This is a genomic window from Porphyromonas sp. COT-052 OH4946, assembly GCF_000765965.1.
GTDB classification, from domain to species: Bacteria; Bacteroidota; Bacteroidia; order Bacteroidales; family Porphyromonadaceae; genus Porphyromonas; species Porphyromonas gulae.
This window is the reverse complement of sequence record NZ_JQZY01000024.1, coordinates 128,334-147,646: the sequence shown is the minus strand read 5'-3', so window position 1 is coordinate 147,646 and position 19,313 is coordinate 128,334. Positions and strand designations below refer to the sequence as shown.

The following is a 19,313-nucleotide window of genomic DNA, read 5'->3' as shown; positions in this document are numbered from 1 at the left end:
TTTGGTCAGGTAAATATAACCGTCTTTTCCAACCAACGGCCATGATTGCTGCCGAAATGTAGAAAAACAACGAGGCTGTGTCATGGGAGAATCCTCGTATGACACAGCCTCAGATTTGTGGAATTATCTGTCAGAGATCAATAGGTATGATCATCATGCTCCATTTCTTTTTTCGTGATCTTACGAATGTCCAATGCTCGCCATGCATAGAAAATGTAAGCCAAAACGAAAGGAATGAGGAGAGAGACGTAGCTCATCACCTCCAGCGTGAAGTGGCTGGAGCTGGCATTCTCTATTGTAAGAGAGCTTTGCAGATCGTATGTGGATGGGTACCAAGACGTGTCGTTCCAGCCGGCTATGAGCAGCAGGGCAAGTACTGTCAGCACGGTTCCCGTACCATGTAACCAAATGCCTCGTTTGAAGCCTTTGCGTAGTAGGGTCAAACCGATACCGGCAAGTACAAGGATTACTCCCAACAGGAAGACCGCCAAAACAGCCGGCATATCCAAGAAGTTGTACAGGTACTTGTATGGCTCCATATAGACCTCTTTGGAGACAGGGTCAACGGCAAAGCCATCCGTATTCATCAAGAAGGCTATGTACGCAAGGAAGAAGACCAGAAAGGCAATCGTATTAGCCCAAAGTCGGCGTCTGGCAGCTGTATAGAGGCTGTCGTCATCGATATTGTTGATGAAATAAAGTAGAGCCGATACTCTTGCAAGGAAGAATACAGCCAATCCGAGTACTACATTCCACAGGTTCAAAACGGCTTCCAGACCTCTCAGTTGCAACCCGTTGAACGGTTGCCAGGCAGAAACGATCTGACTGCCTCCGGAGAGATCGAACATCGCCATCTTGTTTACCACGAAGTTACTGCCTGTAAAGAATGTGGAAACAGCCGTTCCGAGCAGAACCGGAGCCAATACACCATTGATGAAAAGCAGTATTTGGTAGGTTTTCTTCCCCCATACATTACCATGTTTGGATTGGTACTCGTAGGATACAGCTTGGATAATGAAGCAGAAGAGGATCAGCATCCATACCCAATATGCTCCGCCAAAGCTGGTGCTGTAGAAAAGTGGGAACGATGCAAAGAGGGCACCTCCGAAAGTAACCAATGTCGTAAAGGTGAACTCCCATTTTCGTCCGGTCGAATTGACCATCATTTTCTGAGTCAGTTCGTCTTTGCCAAGACTGAAGAGGAACGACTGTCCTCCTTGTACGAATAGCAGGAAAACCAGCAGTGCTCCCAGCAATGAGACGAGGAACCACCAGTAGTGTTGTAACAATGCGTATTCCATAATTTCGTGTCGTTTATTCTATGAATAGAGATCGGGATTCGTTAGCGTTATTCTGTCTCGGGACCTTTCTTGATTGCTTTGCGCATGATATTCAGCTCGGCAACGAGCAAAGCAGAAAAGAGTACGAGGAAGACAAAGAAAGTGATCATCACGGAGCTGGCTTCCAGCTTGGATACGGCAGCTTGTACCGGCAATAAATCTTGGATCGTCCAAGGCTGGCGTCCTACTTCCGCTACGATCCAACCACTCTGACTGGCTACCCATGCAAGAGGCATACATACGATAGCGACCATGTGGAACCATCGCATTTTGCTGAATTTTTCCGGTTTGAAGCTGAACAGCCATGCCAATAGGAATAGCAGTATAAACAGCATACCCAATCCTACCATGATACGGAAGCTGTAGTAAGTCAGCCCCACGGGAGGAACTATATCGTTCTTGTGCTGGATATAGCCATAGCCGAAATAGGGGAAATTCTCGTCTATAACGGATTTGTGCTGTAGGGCAGCTTCCATATCGCCGGCTTGTTTGGCCTTGCTGTAGTCGTTCAGAGCCATGATCGCCCTGCGTCCACGCTGCATCATACTATCCACCGGAATAGCGGTAGTGCCATCGGCCTTTACATATCCGCCTTCGAGGATGTTGTTGATACCCGGTACATAACCGCTGGGGTTGCGAGTTCCCAAGACAGAGAGTACGCGTGGCACCGATACGTTGAAGAGGAAGGCTTCCTTATCGTCCTGCGGTGTTTCTTTCGCCGGATTGAGGATGCCGAAGAGGCTGAGTGGAAGGCCCTTGCCATCGGCAGTGAGTCCATCCTTGTCCGTCTGTCCTGCATCGTACAGACCTTCCATGGCTGCCAGCTTCATCGGTTGCTTTTGTGCCACGTTGTAGGCAGAGGTGTCGCCGGTGAAAGCTGTGATAAGCGAAGCAGCCAAGCCGAAGGGAGCGATGATCTTGATGTTTTTGAGGGCGAAGTCCTTGTGTTTGTCGTCCTTTCTGAGCAGGTAGATGCCGCATACGCCCAAAGCAAATACGGATCCGAGAGTCCAGCAGGAAGAGATCGTGTGCCAGAACTTATTGATCGCAGTGGAAGAGAATACCAAAGCCCAGAAATCCGTCATTTCGTTGCGCATCGTATCGGGGTTGAAGGTCATTCCCACCGGCTCTTGCATCCAAGCATTGGCGATAAGAATCCATACGGCCGACAGGCTGGCTCCGATGATGGTCAGCCATGTGGCACTCAGGTGAAACCCTTTGCTGACCTTGTTCCAGCCAAAGAACATAACGGCAATAAAAGTAGCCTCCATGAAGAAAGCCAAAATACCCTCGATAGCCAATGGCGCTCCGAAGATATCGCCCACGAAGAGGCTGTAGTTAGACCAGTTGGTGCCAAACTCGAATTCGAGAATGATTCCCGTGGCCACACCGATCGCAAAGTTGATACCGAATAGCTTCTGCCAGAACTGGGCATAACGCTTCCACTCCGGTTTGCCATTGCGATAATAGATGGTCTCCACGATAGCCATGATGACACCCAATCCCAGTGTCAGCGGGACAAACAACCAGTGATACATGGCTGTAAGAGCAAACTGTGCACGCGACCAGCTTACTAAGGCATCTAAATTCATAATCATACGCTTATATCTTAATATTTTAGGGGTTTATTCCACGTTTGATAAGTTCTTGCTGCACATATTCGGATTTGGCAGCACTGTCACTGCCGGCCTGTTGTTTCAGAAAGTTTGGGAAGAAGAATACTTTCAGGATGGCGAACATGATGAATAGCTTGATGAGGATAATAGCCCATAGCGTCTTTCCTAATTTCATATTCCTGAAGCCATCTATATAAAAGCGGACTATGCGCATAAGCAAGTTCTCGCGTTTTGCTTTGGTTGTTGTCATAGTTTTTTTCGATCCAAAAATGAAAAACCGTGCAGGTCTCGATTTTGCCGTAGTGGTACAGCTTTCTTACAAATATAGGATAAGAATTGTTTTTTCGGACGCGTTTTCTCTCCAGAATATCACATTCGGTTCAATGGAGCCATTATTTTGTTTGTTTTTGAAAGCTCATCGAGTACCGAATCAATACCAGCAATGTCCCTCGCGAGAGGTCATGAACAGCTCCACATGCGCACCGGTTCTGATCTGATTCCATGTGATATATGACTTGTGATAGGGTTTGCCATCCACTTTTACGGACTCGATATACCGGTTCTTCTCGCTTAGATTGTGAGCCGTCAGTCGAAAGATGCGACCATTGGGCTGAGGGATGGTCACATGTTCGAACAGGGGCGATCCCAGTTCGTAATGGCCGCTTATCGGATCCACCGGATAGAACCCCAGAGCTGAGAATACGTACCAGGCCGAAAGTTGGCCACAGTCTTCGTTTCCGCATAGACCGTCAGGAGTGTTTTTGTATAGTTCCGTCAGGATGCGGCGTATTATCCCCGCTCCTTTCCATGGCTGCGATACCTTGTTGTACAAGTAAGCCACGTGATGGCTCGGCTCATTGCCGTGAGCATATTGTCCGATCATTCCCGTACTGAAGATCGGCAATGCTATATGAGGGGGAGTAGAGGTACCGAAAAAGAGGTCGAGACGGCGAGCCATCGAATCTGCACCGCCCATCAGTCCCATGAGACCTTCGGTATCATGCTGGACTCCGAAGAGATATTGCCAGGCATTGCTCTCTGTGATGTCCTCGCTATATTCGAAAGGATCGAAAGGAACTTTCCATTCCCCCGATGCCAATCTGGGCCTGAAGAAACCACTTGCCGGATCATATACCTCTTGGTACGACTTGGCATGGTGTGCATATGCCATCGACCGCTTGGCTGCCGCTGCGTTTTCCCTTGCAAAGAGCGCGATGCAGCTATCGTCGTAGGCGTATTCCATCGTCTTGCTCAGGCTCCAGTTCGTACAGTCGGCCGGCACATAGCCCAAGCGACGATAGTTGTCCATATCGGTTCTGCCGGTTTTTTCCATGGTCGAAACCAACAGGCGCATGATGCGCTGCGGATTCTCTTTGTAATTGCCTTTTCGATAGGCTTCTACGATGACCGGTATGGAATGGTAGCCGATCATCATATCCGTTTCTCCGGCCCACATCGTCCAAACGGGCAGCAGCCCTTCGTTTTGCTCACCGAAGGCGACGAGACTTTCCGCCATATCGGCCGCACGTTCGGGGAAGAGGATGTTGTACAGGGGGTGAGCAGCTCGGTAGGTGTCCCAGAGCGAGAAGGTACTGTAGTGTTTGCGTGTCGTCTTTAGCGTATGGATCTTTTTGTCCGCTCCTCTGTAAAGGCCATCCGCATCGCTGAAAACCGTCGGGCAGAGCAGACTGTGATAGAGCGCGGTATAGAAAATGGTGTCTGCTTGGGACGATACTCCTTTCTCTGCCACTATACGCGACAAGGCGCGTTGCCACAGCTGCGATGCCTCTGCACGGTAGCGGTCGAAATCATGGTGGGGAGCTTCTTTCGCCAGATTGTTAGCCGCTCCCTTTTCGTCCACACCCGATAGGGCGGTGGAGATCGTCAGCGTACTGTCGGATTCGGCCATTAGAAACGAAAGGTGGGCTACAAGGCCGTAACCGATGATTTGCGTCGTATCGTTATTGGTATATTGGGGCACACTGTCTATCGTGAACTGCTCTATCGGAAGGGAAAATCTGCTGCGGAAGAATACGCGCTGATCCCGTGCCCAACCATCCGAGAAGCGATAACCGCTTATCGTGTGGCTGTCGATCAGTTGCAGACGGCTGTCTGTCGTCCTGTCCCAGTTCATCGTACTATTAAGATCGAGGCAAACTTCCAGCACAGAGTCCCGGATTGTATAGCGTTGAATGCCGCAGTGTTCGGTGGCCGTCAGCTCCACCTTGATGCCATTGTCCAACCTCACGGCATAATATCCGGCTTCGGCTGTCTCGTTTTTGTGGCTGAATGATGTCCGTATACGGTCGTTCGGGCCGGCTTCATCCGGAGAACTTTTGCCGATCGGCATAAAGCGAATGTCATAGAGGTCGCCGGCTCCCGTGCCGCTCAGATGCGTATGGCTGAAGCCTGCTATCATCGTGTCGGGATAATAGTAACCGGCTATATAGTCCCAGCCGCTTTTCCCATTGTCCGGGCTTAGCTGTACCATACCGAAAGGAACCGTAGCCCCCGGATAGGTATTGCCTACCCAGTCGGTTCCGACAAGGGGGTTCACGTACTTTGTGAAGTCAATATCTTTTCCTCTTTTGCTGCCTGCACATGAAAGCAAAAGGCTGACGGAAAGAAAGGCTATGGGGTAGGGGAGAAAGCGCATCGTTGGATCAAGATGAAATGAGATAAAACAAAAAACACTGATTGTTTAGGACAATGCCCGAAAAGGCCTGTCTAAGTTTATGACAACTTAAATGTTGAATTTTGAAAAAATGAGATGGGCATAATGTGGTTTATTTTACGCCATATTTACTGTTTCTATAATAATATTATTGTTTGTATTTATCTAAAAACACATGTGGAATACAGTATATATTCCTTTTTGCTCTTGTGTAAGCAACGTAAAGTTTATTCCGAGTTGACGGATTTAATTGATGCAATGTATTGTTATTGTATCTTTTCAACGTAGCCTCGTTTAATACAATACAGACATCTTGGAACTTGTCAAGACCTTTAGATTTTCCCCAATTCTCTGCATAGCACGAATATTTATTAGCCTCTCTGTAAAACAATTTGATTTTTTCGCTGTCGACAAACAAGGCATCTGCATCATCTTGATTATCTATTAAAATGATTTTTGTATTATCTTTCCGATGAGAAGAAATTTGGATGCGTAATTGTTGTGTGACAAGTTGGCAAGTTGTGGGCGAACATCTATAACTGTTGGAAAGTGTCCTCTCATCAATAGTAATCCCAATGGCAGACCATATTTTCTTGTATTTTTCGTAGTCTTGATATAACCCTTTATTAACATTCCCATCGTTGCTGGTGTCGAAAGTATGTTGGTAGAAATCTCCCACAAATAAACAATCAATAGTTGTAGGAGTAATGGCTTGTATCAAATTGAAATCATGCCCACCAAGGTCTTGAATTTCATCGACCATAAAGTAGTCATAAAATTTCTCTATACGTTCTCTAATCAATTTTGCACAAGATTCCAAACACAACTTGGCAATCCTATTATGATACAAATACTTCCCTTTCGTGAGGTAAAATAAAGGGCTGTTTCGCTTTAATCTTAATGTTTCCTGGTTTGGCATATCCCACGTGATGCCTTTTGCTCGAACTTTATCCTTGAGAAAAGGGCGATAACATACACGTATTAAAAATTGGAAATATGACATTAGCGTTATATTTTGAGGCACATAACCAAAAGTATTGATTATACGTTGGCGGATATTTGCTAAATTATTATCCGTGTAGGTAACTATCAAGAAACGCTGTTCCAAGTTTAATGTATTTATCAAGTGAGTCGTTTTTCCAGATCCTGCGACTGCAAGTATTAAGCGTCTATCCATCTTATTGCATCTTGTATATATTGAGGAACAACAATTGTATCAGCTTTATTATTCAGCAACAGATATGCTGCTTCTGCCTTATTCTTAAGCATATAATCCTTTGTGGCTAACTTACGTCCAGGAGTTTGAAATTCACTATCGCATATGGCTTGATTGTCTTGATAAATACACACTTCGAAAGTGTTCCTTGTGTTATCTGTATCTGAATAAATCTTGATATTGGGGAACTGATTTTGGGTATAGTTCGAGTAATTATTTGTTACATTAACAGTATAATCATGATCATTGTCGGTTATTACCGCTACTTTATTATTCAATAATTTTGCTATATCCAAATATCTTTTGAAGCGTTTTCCACCAAGAGCAATAACCCCTATTCCACTTGAAGAAAGTTCTTTAGCAACCGTTCTTTTATACAAAGCCTCCATTAAAATAAACTCCGCATCTCCTTCTACCAAGATGGATTTCGGAGATAATACAAATTGTAACATATTATTATCTGGAGCCTTTATGAAAAAATCAGCGGTATCATCAGGTAAAGCCCCCAAACTAACAACATTGGTAGATGAGCTATTAAAAAGCAGACATTTTTTCAGGTTTAATCTTGTAGCAATAAGGTCGCAATGAGTAGAGATAAAGAGCTGTCGATTTTGAGTTCCTCTTATAAGCTCAATGAGTTCCAGCATCTTTGTATAGCTCAAATGATTTTCTGGTTCTTCAATCAATACTGCATCAATACTATTAACTGCCCTGTTTATAGAAAGTTCTGTTTTTATAAAGCACTGAGTGCCAGTTCCCTTATTTTCTAATGGAATATCATTTTCTAAAAGTGTAATATCAGTTTCAATATTATCGTCAGCAGATTCCCTTATCGCAAAACTATAAGGTGGTATCAAAGCATTATATTGAGCCAATATTTGATTCTGAAATCGAACTTTACTATCCTTGTAGGCATATCTTGCATTTATACGTTGCTCATCAGTTAGCTGTGCATGATAAATATCATTCACATAGTCACGCATAGCACGAGGACTACCTATTGTAGAGTTGTCAACAAAAATACAACTTAGCTTCTTAGTATAAGCATTGAATGATTCACCAGCAAAAGTTTCAAATACAATTTTATAAAATTCCAAAGGAAAAGAAGCATTAGGGTTTTGCAGCAATTGTGCAATCTGCTGACTATATTCATCATTGGGGACACAACGCAATCTTATACCTGAATATAGGTTTCCTGTACTATTGTTCATCCCTTCTAATGAGGGATCTGGTTGATTAGGAAAGTAGAGTTCCACATACATCTCTGGCATCTTGTTTAAATCTCGACCCCCGCTCATATATTCACGGATAGCCTCAATATTAAAAAGTTTGTCGAGACCAATATTCTCAATGCGTGTTCTACTTCCTCGAGTAACAATATCTATCGCTTGTAGAATTGTACTCTTTCCAGATTCATTATCACCAATAAAAATATTAATATCGGGATTAACATCAAAAAACAGATCTTTGAATCTCTTGAAATTATGTAGTTTTATTTTTGCTATGGTAATCATTTCTTTGTTGTTTGCAATAAGATTTGGATTTATAGGAAAGTGATATCATGAGATTTCATTAAATACACACTTGTTTGTTACATCCTCCATTTCTTAATAACCTTATCGTATTCATCTGAAGAATGCATATTAAATGAAGGAGGAACAATAGGAAGATTTTTGATATTGTACGTCATAGTTGAAATGGTATGCCCGTTGGGAACTATACTTCTAAGAAGTCCATCTTTGTAGAAATGATGTCCAGCATGTGGAAAAAAGTTTGGATTTAACGATATCTCGGCAAATGGGTTATGAAATATTTGAATGCCATCTGCCCATGTCTCCCTACACTCCTCATTCACTACCTTACCAATCACGTCTGGTAAAATTGCATTCGGGCTTGAATTATAGCACATCTTAATTTGATATAACTTGTTTTTATTGTTGCCATAGCCAGCCTGTATTCCCATCCTGTTGAATTTTGGCAAAGTACCACAAGGAGAAAATAATACAGCACTCACATGTTTGAATTTGTCATCAAGGAAAAGTGGTTTAATGCTAATTTCTTTTTTCTGAAATGTGATACCGGCTTCGTTTTCTAATGATATTGTACCGTCATCATTATGGATTGCTTTCTGATCAATACCATACAAGATACTTACAATGCCTGGAAAAGACCAAGTCATAGACATATTTGCATGAAAATCGGCAATGGCATAGACCAATGGCTTGCCCTTTACATGTGTAAGCTCCCAATATGGTTGGTCTTTATATGTGTGGTTTAACTTTGAATATAGTGGAGAGCCATACATTAAAGGAATCTCATTCTCCATTTTTTTGTAAATTTCTTCAACTGTCGGAATATTAGTAGGTTCATCTAATCCTTGTTTACGACTGATATGAACTGCCTCTATTGCAATCTCATATCCTATTTTTTCTATCAAAAAGTCTGGAGCTGCATGATTATAGTTGAAATGAAAGTTCTCCTCCCTGAAATAGCACCATAAATATAATTCCCAAATTCGTGCATCAAAGCCATTTATTGATTGGAATTGATCTACAAAATTGCCATCTCTATCCTCGTAGTGAAAAGACAACTCTTCAATGACAGATTTTGCCGCCGTAAAGAATCCATCCTTATCCAATAGCATGGTAAAGTATGGATGTTGTTGCTCAGATTTTACAATCGGAGAGAAAAAGTCATTTGCCGGAAGCTCTTTCTTCAGAGCTTCATCATTTCGTACATATGTACTCATCATATCTTTTAGAGCATTTCTTGCTTCCTCTATTGAAGCAAGATCCAAATTCATAGAAACGGGACAATACTTGTTTCTTGAATCTCGGTCGAAAAGCATTGCATGGAATGTTTTATCCTTATTATCTAAAGAAACAAAACCTATCAGCGAGTCGTCTTTAGAAGAATAATATTCCAACTCCTTGTTTACAAGTTTAACAAAAGGGTCTCTTGTAAAAAGGAGTAAAAGATTTGCCTTATTAGGGTTCAATGGTTTCATATCCTTTGTCAACACTTTGGGGTTACTGTACAATTTTTATTTACGTATAGTAAATAGACTGCACAAAGGTACTCATTCATAATAAAAAAGAGGAATAAAATGATGAAAATACATGCGAGCTGATTTCATAAATCAAGGATATAGATGGTTCAAAGTCCATATTTTTATTTCGTGGCAGCTGCACTTCGGTTGCCACCATGCACCAGAGACGATACCCATCAAAATTAATGATAATAGAACAGTGAGCGGGAGTGCGTTCTTTCTGAATATATAGTCGTCCCTTAAATAGATCTTTAATCTCTGATATTCAGCAAATTAGTTTGCGAATATCTTTGCTAAATCTGCAAGTTTTCGTATCTTCATCGTACGAAACTTGCAGATTTTATGATTACAAAGCCCCATAGCACCCCATCATTCTTCAGCAGTCTCTCCGACATGCTGAACTCATCGCACCCGCTCTACAAACTAGCCGACAAAATAGATTGGGCAAAATTCGACATAGCCTTCGCCCCTCTGTATTGTCAGAATAATGGTCGTCCTGCTAAACCCATTCGCTTGATGTGTGGCTTGTTGATTCTCAAACACCTTCGTAATCTTTCAGACGAATCCGTTGTGGAGCAATGGAGTGAAAATGCTTATTACCAATACTTTTGTGGCATGCAAGAGTTCATCCCTAATGCCCCCTGTGCCTCTTCTGAATTGGTGCACTTTCGNGAGCAATGGAGTGAAAATGCTTATTACCAATACTTTTGTGGCATGCAAGAGTTCATCCCTAATGCCCCCTGTGCCTCTTCTGAATTGGTGCACTTTCGCAAGCGCATTGGTGAGAAGGGGATAGAACTCATTTTCCAAGAAAGCATTCGTGTCAATAACGAAGATGATGACGAGCATCATCATGACACGGCTTTTATTGATTCGACCGTTCAAGAGAAGAATATCACCTANTTCCAAGAAAGCATTCGTGTCAATAACGAAGATGATGACGAGCATCATCATGACACGGCTTTTATTGATTCGACCGTTCAAGAGAAGAATATCACCTATCCTACAGATGCCAAGTTGCATAAAAAGATTGTCCGTAAGGTTCTGGACATCGTCCATAAGCTGGAGCTACCGCTTCGTCAAAGCTATACCTTTGTTCTCAAGCGCATTTATCGCGACCAACGTTTTCGCCATCATCCCAAGAATCGCCAAAAGGCACTCAGAGCGGATAGGAAATTGCGAACCATAGCCGGCCGATTAGTCCGAGAGCTCAAGCGTAATCCGGGAGAGNGCTCGGCTACGGGGCTTATTCTTGGTGCCCAATCATTTCGTAATGAGTATGATGGACACACGATAGCAGCCTCGTTGGCACAAGTAGAACGTCTCACACAGAGAAAGATCAAGATACAGGCAGGCGACAGGGGCTATCGGGGTAAGAAAGAGGTTAATGGCACTCAGATTTTAATACCGGATGTTCCCAAGCCCTCAGATAGCAGGTATCAGAAGCGCAAGAAACACAAACTATTCTGCAAGCGAGCAGGCATAGAACCTACCATTGGACACTTGAAATCAGATCATCGTTTAAACCGCAACTTTTACAAGGGAGTGGCAGGGGATGCTGTGAACATCCTATTGGCAGCTGCTGCTTACAACTTCAAAAGAGCCATGAAGGCTCTTTTGCACCTGCTCAAAATAATAAGCGAAAAGCTAAGCGAGAGACCATCGATGAATGACTTCTCACTTGCAAATGCTTTTTAAGGAACGACTAATTCTGCCAACGGCAATCTCAACCACTTAGGAATAGCTCGTGCACCTTCTAAATCTACCATCGCTTACCAGAACGCTCACAGGAATAGTAAGGTATTCAGAGATATCTACTATGCCACTTTTCAACATTTTGGACAGCAGAGCTTGTGGCAACGTAGCAAATTCCGTTTCAAGGCNGGCTCTTTTGCACCTGCTCAAAATAATAAGCGAAAAGCTAAGCGAGAGACCATCGATGAATGACTTCTCACTTGCAAATGCTTTTTAAGGGATGACTAATTCATTCTGTTTGTCTGCAACTGTCTCTTAACAAGACTTAAGCTCACTTGATCAATCCATGCCGAGAGTATATATGTACGCCCGGTCTTCTTTTGGGAGCCATGCAAACGCTTGCCATCTATGGCAATATGTTTACTCTCTAAATCGCTAATCAAGTCTTTTCCATAAACACTGAGACAAGCTTAAAGAGCAATGAGGTTCAATGTGTTGGAGTACACGCTCAAACGTATCTGCGCCAGAACAGCCGTTAGGAAGTTCAACCAATGGACGAAGGGATTCTCCTCGCTCTAAACCCAGTTCGTGCATTGACTCATAATCCTATCCACCAAACAGATAACTCGCCAAGGCGATAACTAAAATGTCGCTTAACTTATACTTACAGCGACCTACAGCACGAGGATCTTTTACCTCCTTGAAAAATCTGTTACATGCATAATCCCAAAGATATCCTTATTTTGATGCGGTTGCCCTGGATGCGATAGCCTGCGATTGTTACATAAGTCGGCAGATATCTTATCTTTGTACACAAAATTATTATAGGTATGTGCAAGAAACATTTCATCCGATATCTCTTTTGGATTTTTATCTCCTTTTGCTCAGGTATAGCTTTGGTCTCTTGTAAGGAGTCCAAGTTAGATATCGAAGACGTGAATGTGGTTGATCTGCAAATCCACCGATTCTACCTTTCCGCTAAGAAGAATCCGGATTTAGAAAAAGTGTTTTTCTCTATCGATCATGCAAAAGGGACAATTGTTAATAAGAAATATATGCCTTATGGCACGGTTTTAGATTCTGTCCTAATGAATCTCGTTACGGATCTCTCTGCAAAAAAGTTGCAAGTAGCGGTTAATGATGGGGAATATAAAGATTGGCACAATAAGGACTCTTTGTGGTTGCGCGATTGTCATACCTTGCATTTGATGGTTTTCGATGAAAGCGGGGAGAAAACGAAAAAGTATACCGTTACCCTCAATCGTTATGATTATCAACCGACTTCGTTCGTTTGGCACATACTTGATGGGGTAGCTTTACCGGACATCAATGCCTCTTTTGTCGATGTTGTAACGCATGCTGATAAGGTTTATATGGTTGCAGCCACAGGTAATAAGACATTGTTATATTCATCTGACAGGAAGAACCCTGTTCATTGGTCTTTACTGTCTTCATCCGGCTTGTCGGGTGCGTGTCGGCAGATAGCTGTGACTGAAGATGGACACGCTTGGATTCTAACAGATTCGGGTATTTATCAAAGCGATGACTTCACAAACTGGAGTTTACTCCCTTCTGAAGTTCCTGTGACAGCCCTACTGGGTGCCATGCTTTGGCCACAGGGAAGTCACACACTGGTATTACTTGCTGAAAAAAATGGCTCTCTGTTCTTTGCTACTAATATCGATGGAGCCCATGCTTGGCAGGAGCAAGCTCCCGAAACTTTCCCTGTTCGCAATTTCAGTACTCAACTATATAAAGCAAACAATCATCCGATGCTCCGCTTAGTCGGTGGTGTAACGCGTACGGGTGTTCCTGCCGATTCCGTTTGGATCACGAGCAATGGAAACGATTGGTTCGGGCTTGACTTGGCTGCCGGAGCAATTCCCGCATCAATGGAAAAAGGGGCTTTGGTGCAAACTCCATCGGATGGTAACTTGTACTATTATGCTACTGAACAAGCCGAAGGTATAAAGCGAGTGGCTGTGGCGTATTCGACAGATAAGGGCATCACATGGAAACGTGGAGTCGCGGATATTATGTTGCCGGCCGATCCTTTCTACACAGCCGGCTACCCGTTGCCGTTCGTCTGTGCGTTTGATGATGGAGCTTACAATATATATCAGTTGGGAGGCGTTAGCTCTTCAGGAACATTCTTTTCCACAATATGGAAGGGTATCCTGAAACTGAATGAAAACAATTAGTAAGAACTATGCGGCACGGATCTGTGCCGCCATTGCTTTGTTTGCTGTGTGTAACGGCCGGATAGCTGCTCAGGATTATCTCTATGAAATAGGAGGAGGTCTTGCTGCTGCTCAGTATTTCGGTGATGCAAACAGAGGCTTGTTCGGTTCTTCCGGAGTTGGTTTGGAGTTGGTCGGACGCTACAATTATAATTTTCGTTGGGCTTTCAGTGCCATGTTGGATTGGCGTACATTGAGAGGCAATACCGATAAGTCCGGGAATGTTTTCCCCGATTTTGCTCAAGCGGGTTTTAATGTTGGGTTGACTCAGCTCCACGTTAGAAGCGAATTTAACTTTCTCCCTTATAGTGATGGCTATAAGTATCTTGGTACAGCGCGGTTGTCTCCTTATGTAGCAGCCGGGTTGTCTTTGGGTTTGGCTTCGGGTGCCAAAGGTTCGGCTTTTGCTCCCGGGATTACTGTCGGAATGGGGGTGAAGTATAAGCTTAAACCGCGGATCAATGTCGGTATCGAGTATTCTTTCACGGGCTTGCTTACCGATGCTCTGGATGCGCTGACAGATAAAAGTGTTTGGCTCGAGGATCCATATAAGATCAACGACTCCTGGGTCAAAAACAAGGATGCTACAGGGGCTTTAGTGCTTAGGATTACGTACGACTTCGGCCTGCGTAAGACTTTTTGTAATAAACAATAGGGCCTCGAAACATTCTAAGGAAATAGACCTCTCTTGGATTGGTCGTTAGGTGAAATATCTTGATAAAAAAGAGATAGATGGTAGGTGATGGAGACAAGCTCCAGTCAGCGGTTATAGTGCCGAGGCATATCGCTTTGGTCATGGATGGTAACGGCCGTTGGGCGAAGATGCGTGGCAAAGAGCGATGCGAAGGACATGTGGCCGGTGTGAATGCCCTGCGTGTCGCTTTGCGTGCAGCAGTCAATTGGGGTGTGGACTATTTGACTGCCTATACCTTCAGTACCGAAAATTGGAATCGTCCGGAGGAAGAGGTCAGAGCCTTAATGAGTCTTTTTGTTTCAGCCATTATGAATGAAATGCTGGATTTGCTGGCCAATAATATACGTCTTCTCGCTATAGGTGATTTCTCCCGACTCCCCGAAGATGTCCGGGAATCGTTGGAAAAAGGTATTCGCGAGACTGCCGGAAATACCGGCTTGACTTTGGTCTTAGCTCTCAGTTACAGCTCTCGTTGGGAAATAACCGATGCTATTCGTCGATTGGCCTTGGATGTACGGGATGGAAGTATAGAGCCGGAGAAGATAGATGTCGATTTAGTGTCCGATCATCTCTCCACGGCAGGTATTCCCGATCCGGATCTGTTCATTCGTACTGGGGGGGAGAAGCGCATCAGCAATTTTCTTATGTGGCAAATGGCCTATACGGAATTGTTTTTCACCGATACGCTTTGGCCCGACTTTGACGCCGACTGCATGGCCGCTGCCATAGAAGAATACTCTTCGAGAGAGCGTCGATTCGGCAAGACCAGCGAGCAAATCGCTCTCGGAGAAAATAAATATTGAATCATTTGAGAAAGACTATGTACAAAAAGATTATTGCCGTAGCAGCTCTCTTCTGCGCAAGTATAGGGATCCTGAAAGGACAGTCCTCGGATCTGACCCCTCAGGATACTATATATAGCCCTGAAATATCCTATGCCAAGCCTATTCATAAGACCATAGCATCTATTGAGATCGAGGGGATGAGGTCTTTCGATGACTTTGTCTTGCGCAATCTTTCCGGCTTGGCTGTAGGTGATGAAGTCCTGATTCCCGGAGATGCCATGTCTGCTGCCGTGAATAGAATTATGCGTCAGGGCTACTTCTCAAATGTGCGAATCATCGCGGATAAATATGTCGGCAATAAGGTCTATCTGAAAATCATTGTCACAGAACGTCCTCGTATCAGTAAGGTTACTTTTAGCGGGGTAAAGAAGTCCGAGAGAGAAGATCTCGAAATGAAAACCGGTCTTCGCGAAGGGATTCAGATGACCAGAAATAATGAAGACAAGGTCAAGCAAATCGTACAGAAGTATTTTAGTGAGAAAGGTTATCGCGATGCCAGCGTACAGATAACTCAGGAACCGGATCTTTCCAAAGATGGCTTTGTCAATGTGCTTATCTCAATTGAGAAGAAAAGCAAAACCAAGGTGAATGAAATTTATTTTTCTGGCAACAAGGCTCTTGGCGATCATAAGCTGCGAATGGCTATGAAGAACACCAATGCCAAATTCAGTCTCAGGAAGCACATTCGCTCATCTTTCTTGAAGCTCTTCAGTACTCATAAGTTTGTGGAAGAGAACTATCGTGAAGATTTGGTCCGACTGATAGAGAAGTATCAGGAATATGGATATCGTGATGCTGAAATACTGACCGACAGTGTCGTGAAGGCTCCCGACGGCAAGAGAGTGGATATTTATCTCAATATCGATGAGGGACAGAAGTATTACATTAAGGATATCAATTTTGTCGGCAATTCGCAATATCCATCGGAGTACTTGGAGCGTGTGCTCGGAATAAAATCCGGAGATGTGTACAATCAAAGACGATTGGCGAAGCGTCTTAATGAAGATGAAGATGCTGTCGGAAACCTGTACTATAACAATGGTTACATTTTTGCCTGGGTCGATCCAGTAGAGACTAACGTGGTTGGGGATTCCGTTTCGCTCGATATCCGTATAGCCGAGGGTAAGCAGGCCAATATCAATAAGGTGATCATCAAAGGGAATACCGTTGTTTACGAAGATGTCGTACGCCGAGAACTTTACACAAAGCCGGGCCAGCTCTTTAGTCGGGAGGATATCATTAACTCTATTCGTCTGATCAATCAGCTCGGGCATTTCGATGCTGAAAAATCTATTCCTCGTCCGATCCCCAATCCGGAGACAGGTACGGTGGATATAGAGTATGATTTGGTGCCGCGCAGCAGCGATCAGCTGGAACTTTCTGTAGGTTGGAGCCAGTCCGGACTCCTGTTCCGAGGAGCCATTAAGTTCACGAACTTCTCTGTCGCGAATCTGCTCCATCCCTCAATGTATAAGAAAGGTATTATTCCGCAGGGAGATGGACAGACGCTGTCGCTGAGTGCACAAACCAATGGTAAGTATTACCAGCAGTATAGTGTCACATTTATGGATCCTTGGTTCGGTGGTAAGCGGCCGGATATGTTCAGCTTCAGTGCTTTCTATTCGAAGACCACGGCTATTGACTCCAAATTCTATAATAGCAATGCCGGCAATTATTACAATGCCTATTATAATAGCTACTACAACAACTATAATAGTTATTACAATGGAATGTCCGGTTACGCCGGTGATCTCTATACACAGGCCAGTGATCCGGATCGCTCGCTTCAGATGCTGGGTACTTCGATTGGTTATGGTAAGCGTTTGACATGGCCTGACAATTGGTTCCAGATTTACACTTCTCTGAACTATACCTACTATAGACTACGCAATTGGAGCTACAATACCTTCCAGAATTTCCATCATGGCTCAGCCAATGATCTCAATTTGGAGTTGCGTCTCTCCCGTACTTCCATCGATAACCCGATTTATACCCGTAGCGGATCCGACTTCATGGTTTCTGTAGCTGCCACCCTCCCTTATTCTTTGTGGGACAATCATGACTATGCCAGCCAGAACCTGAGCGTAAGCGATCGTTACAGATTTATCGAGTATCACAAGTGGAAGTTTAGAGGACGAGTCTTTACTCCATTGCTCAATCCTGCTACGCATAAATATACGCCCGTGCTCATGAGTCGTGTGGAAGGGGCTGTACTTGGTTCGTACAATTCCAATAAGAAGTCGCCTTTCGGTACTTTCTACATGGGGGGCGATGGTATGTCCAGCTACTACGGTGGTTATATGAACGAGACGATTGGATTGCGTGGTTATAAAAACGGATCTATTGCCGGTAATAACTATGACTATGCATACGCGTATATGCGTCTCACAATGGAATTGCGCTTCCCGATTCTATTTGAAAACTCATTCAATGCTTGGTTCTTGGCGTTTGCCGAAGCAGGGAACGCCTGGCGCACTATTGACAATTATAACCCCTTCAACCTGAAACGATCCGCTGGTGTTGGTCTGCGCGTTACATTGCCCATGGTCGGAATGCTTGGTATAGATTGGGGGTATGGATTCGACCGTCCTGACAATTCTCTCCAGCGAGGAGGAAGCAATGTCCATTTTGTACTCGGTCAGGAGTTCTGATCGGTTAAACTCCGTTTGAGAGGCATGTCTAATAAAATAGTTACTAACAAATAAACATGAATGGCGATATGAAACGGTTTTTGATTTTGATCGGCTTTGCACTGGCGATAGCTTTCTCCGGTTTCTCCCAAAAGTTTGCTTTGGTAGATATGGAATATATCCTCAAGAATATTCCTGACTATGAGATGATGAACGAGCAGCTCGATCAGGTTTCCAAGAAATGGCAAAATGAAATCGAAGCTCTGGAGAATGAAGCCCAGTCTATGTATAAGAAGTATCAGAGCGATCTCGTATTCTTGTCTGCAGCCCAAAAGAAAAGTCAGGAAGAAGCCATCGTAAAGAAAGAGCAGCAAGCATCCGAACTCAAACGGAAGTATTTCGGGCCGGAGGGCGAACTGTATAAGAAACGCTCTGATCTGATGAAGCCCATTCAGGACGAGATTTGGAATGCTATCAAAGAGATTGCCAAGCGTAACAACTACCAGATGGTACTTGACAGAGGTACTTCGGGCATCATCTTTGCCAGCCCATCTATCGATATTAGTGATCTTGTTTTGAGCAAGATGGGCTTTAGCAAGTAAAGAATATTACTAACGAATAAATAAACAACACGAAATGAAGAAATTTTTTCTCATGCTTCTGATGGCTCTTCCTTTGAGCCTCTTGGCGCAAAAGGTGGCAGTGGTAAACACTGAGGACATCATTTCCAAAATGCCCGAACAAGTAACCGCTACAAAACAGCTGAATGAATTGGCTGAAAAGTATCGCCTTGATCTTAAGAGTATGGAGGATGAGTTGAACAAGAAGATGGAGGACTTCGTAAAGGAGAAAGATGGTCTTGTGGAGAATATCCGCAATCGTCGTCAGCAGGAACTTCAGGATATTCAAACTCGTTATCAGCAGTCGTACCAAACGATGCAGGAGGATTTACAAAAGCGTCAGCAACAGCTTTTTGCTCCTATCCAACAAAAGGTGGCCGATGCCATCAAGAAGGTTGGTGACGAAGAAAATTGTGCTTATATCATGGAGGCCGGCATGATGCTTTACACCGGCGTCACAGCTATTGACTTGACCGCAAAGGTAAAAGCGAAACTCGGTATCCAGTAATTACATACAAGTCCAAGAGATATTTTAGAGAGTGTGCCTGATCGCGATAGTGCGATTAGGCACACTCTTTTTTTGTACGTGTATAAAAGATTCGTTCGAAGTCTTTTTTTTCGCTTACTCTGTGAAAAATCAGGCACCGGACTATACCAAGATCGGCCGGATCTTTTTACTTCTCCTTTGTTGTTT

Annotated in this window: 14 protein-coding genes and 2 pseudogenes; 8 read left to right on the top strand and 8 right to left on the bottom strand. The window is 43.8% G+C overall.

Annotated elements, in window-relative coordinates:
- Nucleotides 1–137: 137 nt before the first annotated feature.
- The 7 genes from HQ50_RS08775 to HQ50_RS08745 all read right to left on the bottom strand — a co-directional run bounded on the left by HQ50_RS08775 (nucleotide 138) and on the right by HQ50_RS08745 (nucleotide 9,853).
- Nucleotides 138–1,301 (bottom strand): cytochrome d ubiquinol oxidase subunit II, encoded by a 1,164-nt coding sequence (locus HQ50_RS08775; protein WP_039429817.1) that lies wholly within the window; start codon nucleotides 1,299–1,301, stop codon nucleotides 138–140.
- Between the two features lie 47 nt (nucleotides 1,302–1,348).
- Complete coding sequence (locus HQ50_RS08770) at nucleotides 1,349–2,938, bottom strand: cytochrome ubiquinol oxidase subunit I (protein WP_081960079.1); 1,590 nt, start codon at nucleotides 2,936–2,938, stop codon at nucleotides 1,349–1,351.
- 19 nt (nucleotides 2,939–2,957) lie between these two features.
- Nucleotides 2,958–3,206 carry a DUF4492 domain-containing protein gene (locus tag HQ50_RS08765; RefSeq protein WP_018965328.1) on the bottom strand — a complete coding sequence of 83 codons (249 nt, stop codon included), beginning with the start codon at nucleotides 3,204–3,206 and terminating at the stop codon, nucleotides 2,958–2,960.
- Nucleotides 3,207–3,386: 180 nt separating this feature from the next.
- Nucleotides 3,387–5,612, bottom strand: coding sequence for a GH92 family glycosyl hydrolase (locus tag HQ50_RS08760; protein ID WP_039429812.1), 2,226 nt, complete (start codon nucleotides 5,610–5,612; stop codon nucleotides 3,387–3,389).
- Between the two features lie 166 nt (nucleotides 5,613–5,778).
- Nucleotides 5,779–6,807 carry an AAA family ATPase gene (locus HQ50_RS08755; protein ID WP_039429809.1) on the bottom strand — a complete coding sequence of 343 codons (1,029 nt, stop codon included), beginning with the start codon at nucleotides 6,805–6,807 and terminating at the stop codon, nucleotides 5,779–5,781.
- Nucleotides 6,792–8,360, bottom strand: a complete 1,569-nt coding sequence (locus HQ50_RS08750; RefSeq protein ID WP_039429806.1) for an ATP-dependent endonuclease — start codon at nucleotides 8,358–8,360, stop codon at nucleotides 6,792–6,794. The genes HQ50_RS08755 and HQ50_RS08750 overlap by 16 nt, the downstream gene beginning before the upstream one ends.
- Nucleotides 8,361–8,437: 77 nt before the next feature.
- Nucleotides 8,438–9,853: a glycosaminoglycan attachment site gene (locus tag HQ50_RS08745; RefSeq protein ID WP_152566924.1), complete on the bottom strand. Its 1,416-nt coding sequence runs from the start codon at nucleotides 9,851–9,853 to the stop codon at nucleotides 8,438–8,440.
- Nucleotides 9,854–10,237: 384 nt separating this feature from the next.
- Here HQ50_RS08745 and HQ50_RS08740 point away from each other — a divergent pair, with 384 nt between their 5' ends.
- Together HQ50_RS08740 and HQ50_RS12240 are read left to right on the top strand one after the other, a co-directional pair.
- Complete coding sequence (locus tag HQ50_RS08740; protein WP_039429804.1) at nucleotides 10,238–11,593, top strand: IS5/IS1182 family transposase; 1,356 nt, start codon at nucleotides 10,238–10,240, stop codon at nucleotides 11,591–11,593.
- Between the two features lie 12 nt (nucleotides 11,594–11,605).
- Nucleotides 11,606–11,776: pseudogene (locus HQ50_RS12240) on the top strand (IS4 family transposase); the annotation flags it as partial.
- A 99-nt stretch (nucleotides 11,777–11,875) separates the two neighbouring features.
- Here HQ50_RS12240 and HQ50_RS10910 read toward each other — a convergent pair.
- A pseudogene (locus HQ50_RS10910) lies at nucleotides 11,876–12,298 on the bottom strand (ISAs1 family transposase); the annotation flags it as partial.
- 122 nt (nucleotides 12,299–12,420) lie between these two features.
- Here HQ50_RS10910 and HQ50_RS08735 point away from each other — a divergent pair.
- The 6 genes from HQ50_RS08735 to HQ50_RS08710 all read left to right on the top strand — a co-directional run bounded on the left by HQ50_RS08735 (nucleotide 12,421) and on the right by HQ50_RS08710 (nucleotide 19,127).
- Nucleotides 12,421–13,791 (top strand): DUF6242 domain-containing protein, encoded by a 1,371-nt coding sequence (locus HQ50_RS08735; RefSeq protein ID WP_039429801.1) that lies wholly within the window; start codon nucleotides 12,421–12,423, stop codon nucleotides 13,789–13,791.
- Nucleotides 13,778–14,485 (top strand): outer membrane beta-barrel protein, encoded by a 708-nt coding sequence (locus HQ50_RS08730; protein WP_039429799.1) that lies wholly within the window; start codon nucleotides 13,778–13,780, stop codon nucleotides 14,483–14,485. Before HQ50_RS08735 ends, HQ50_RS08730 begins: the two co-directional genes overlap by 14 nt.
- A 77-nt stretch (nucleotides 14,486–14,562) precedes the next feature.
- A complete protein-coding gene (locus tag HQ50_RS08725) occupies nucleotides 14,563–15,327 on the top strand; it encodes an isoprenyl transferase (RefSeq protein ID WP_026292351.1) in 765 nt (254 codons plus the stop codon).
- Nucleotides 15,328–15,344: 17 nt separating this feature from the next.
- Nucleotides 15,345–18,020 (top strand): outer membrane protein assembly factor, encoded by a 2,676-nt coding sequence (locus tag HQ50_RS08720; protein WP_039429796.1) that lies wholly within the window; start codon nucleotides 15,345–15,347, stop codon nucleotides 18,018–18,020.
- 68 nt (nucleotides 18,021–18,088) lie between these two features.
- Nucleotides 18,089–18,601, top strand: coding sequence for an OmpH family outer membrane protein (locus tag HQ50_RS08715; RefSeq protein ID WP_026292352.1), 513 nt, complete (start codon nucleotides 18,089–18,091; stop codon nucleotides 18,599–18,601).
- Nucleotides 18,602–18,635: 34 nt separating this feature from the next.
- Nucleotides 18,636–19,127, top strand: a complete 492-nt coding sequence (locus tag HQ50_RS08710) for an OmpH family outer membrane protein (protein WP_018965930.1) — start codon at nucleotides 18,636–18,638, stop codon at nucleotides 19,125–19,127.
- Nucleotides 19,128–19,313: the final 186 nt, after the last annotated feature.

Coding starts and splice junctions, on each gene's coding strand:
- HQ50_RS08775 (WP_039429817.1), bottom strand. CDS start 1,301: ATGGAATACGCATTGTTACAACACTACTGGTGGTTCCTCGTCTCATTG.
- HQ50_RS08770 (WP_081960079.1), bottom strand. CDS start 2,938: ATGATTATGAATTTAGATGCCTTAGTAAGCTGGTCGCGTGCACAGTTT.
- HQ50_RS08765 (WP_018965328.1), bottom strand. CDS start 3,206: ATGACAACAACCAAAGCAAAACGCGAGAACTTGCTTATGCGCATAGTC.
- HQ50_RS08760 (WP_039429812.1), bottom strand. CDS start 5,612: ATGCGCTTTCTCCCCTACCCCATAGCCTTTCTTTCCGTCAGCCTTTTG.
- HQ50_RS08755 (WP_039429809.1), bottom strand. CDS start 6,807: ATGGATAGACGCTTAATACTTGCAGTCGCAGGATCTGGAAAAACGACT.
- HQ50_RS08750 (WP_039429806.1), bottom strand. CDS start 8,360: ATGATTACCATAGCAAAAATAAAACTACATAATTTCAAGAGATTCAAA.
- HQ50_RS08745 (WP_152566924.1), bottom strand. CDS start 9,853: ATGAAACCATTGAACCCTAATAAGGCAAATCTTTTACTCCTTTTTACA.
- HQ50_RS08735 (WP_039429801.1), top strand. CDS start 12,421: ATGTGCAAGAAACATTTCATCCGATATCTCTTTTGGATTTTTATCTCC.
- HQ50_RS08730 (WP_039429799.1), top strand. CDS start 13,778: ATGAAAACAATTAGTAAGAACTATGCGGCACGGATCTGTGCCGCCATT.
- HQ50_RS08725 (WP_026292351.1), top strand. CDS start 14,563: ATGGTAGGTGATGGAGACAAGCTCCAGTCAGCGGTTATAGTGCCGAGG.
- HQ50_RS08720 (WP_039429796.1), top strand. CDS start 15,345: ATGTACAAAAAGATTATTGCCGTAGCAGCTCTCTTCTGCGCAAGTATA.
- HQ50_RS08715 (WP_026292352.1), top strand. CDS start 18,089: ATGAAACGGTTTTTGATTTTGATCGGCTTTGCACTGGCGATAGCTTTC.
- HQ50_RS08710 (WP_018965930.1), top strand. CDS start 18,636: ATGAAGAAATTTTTTCTCATGCTTCTGATGGCTCTTCCTTTGAGCCTC.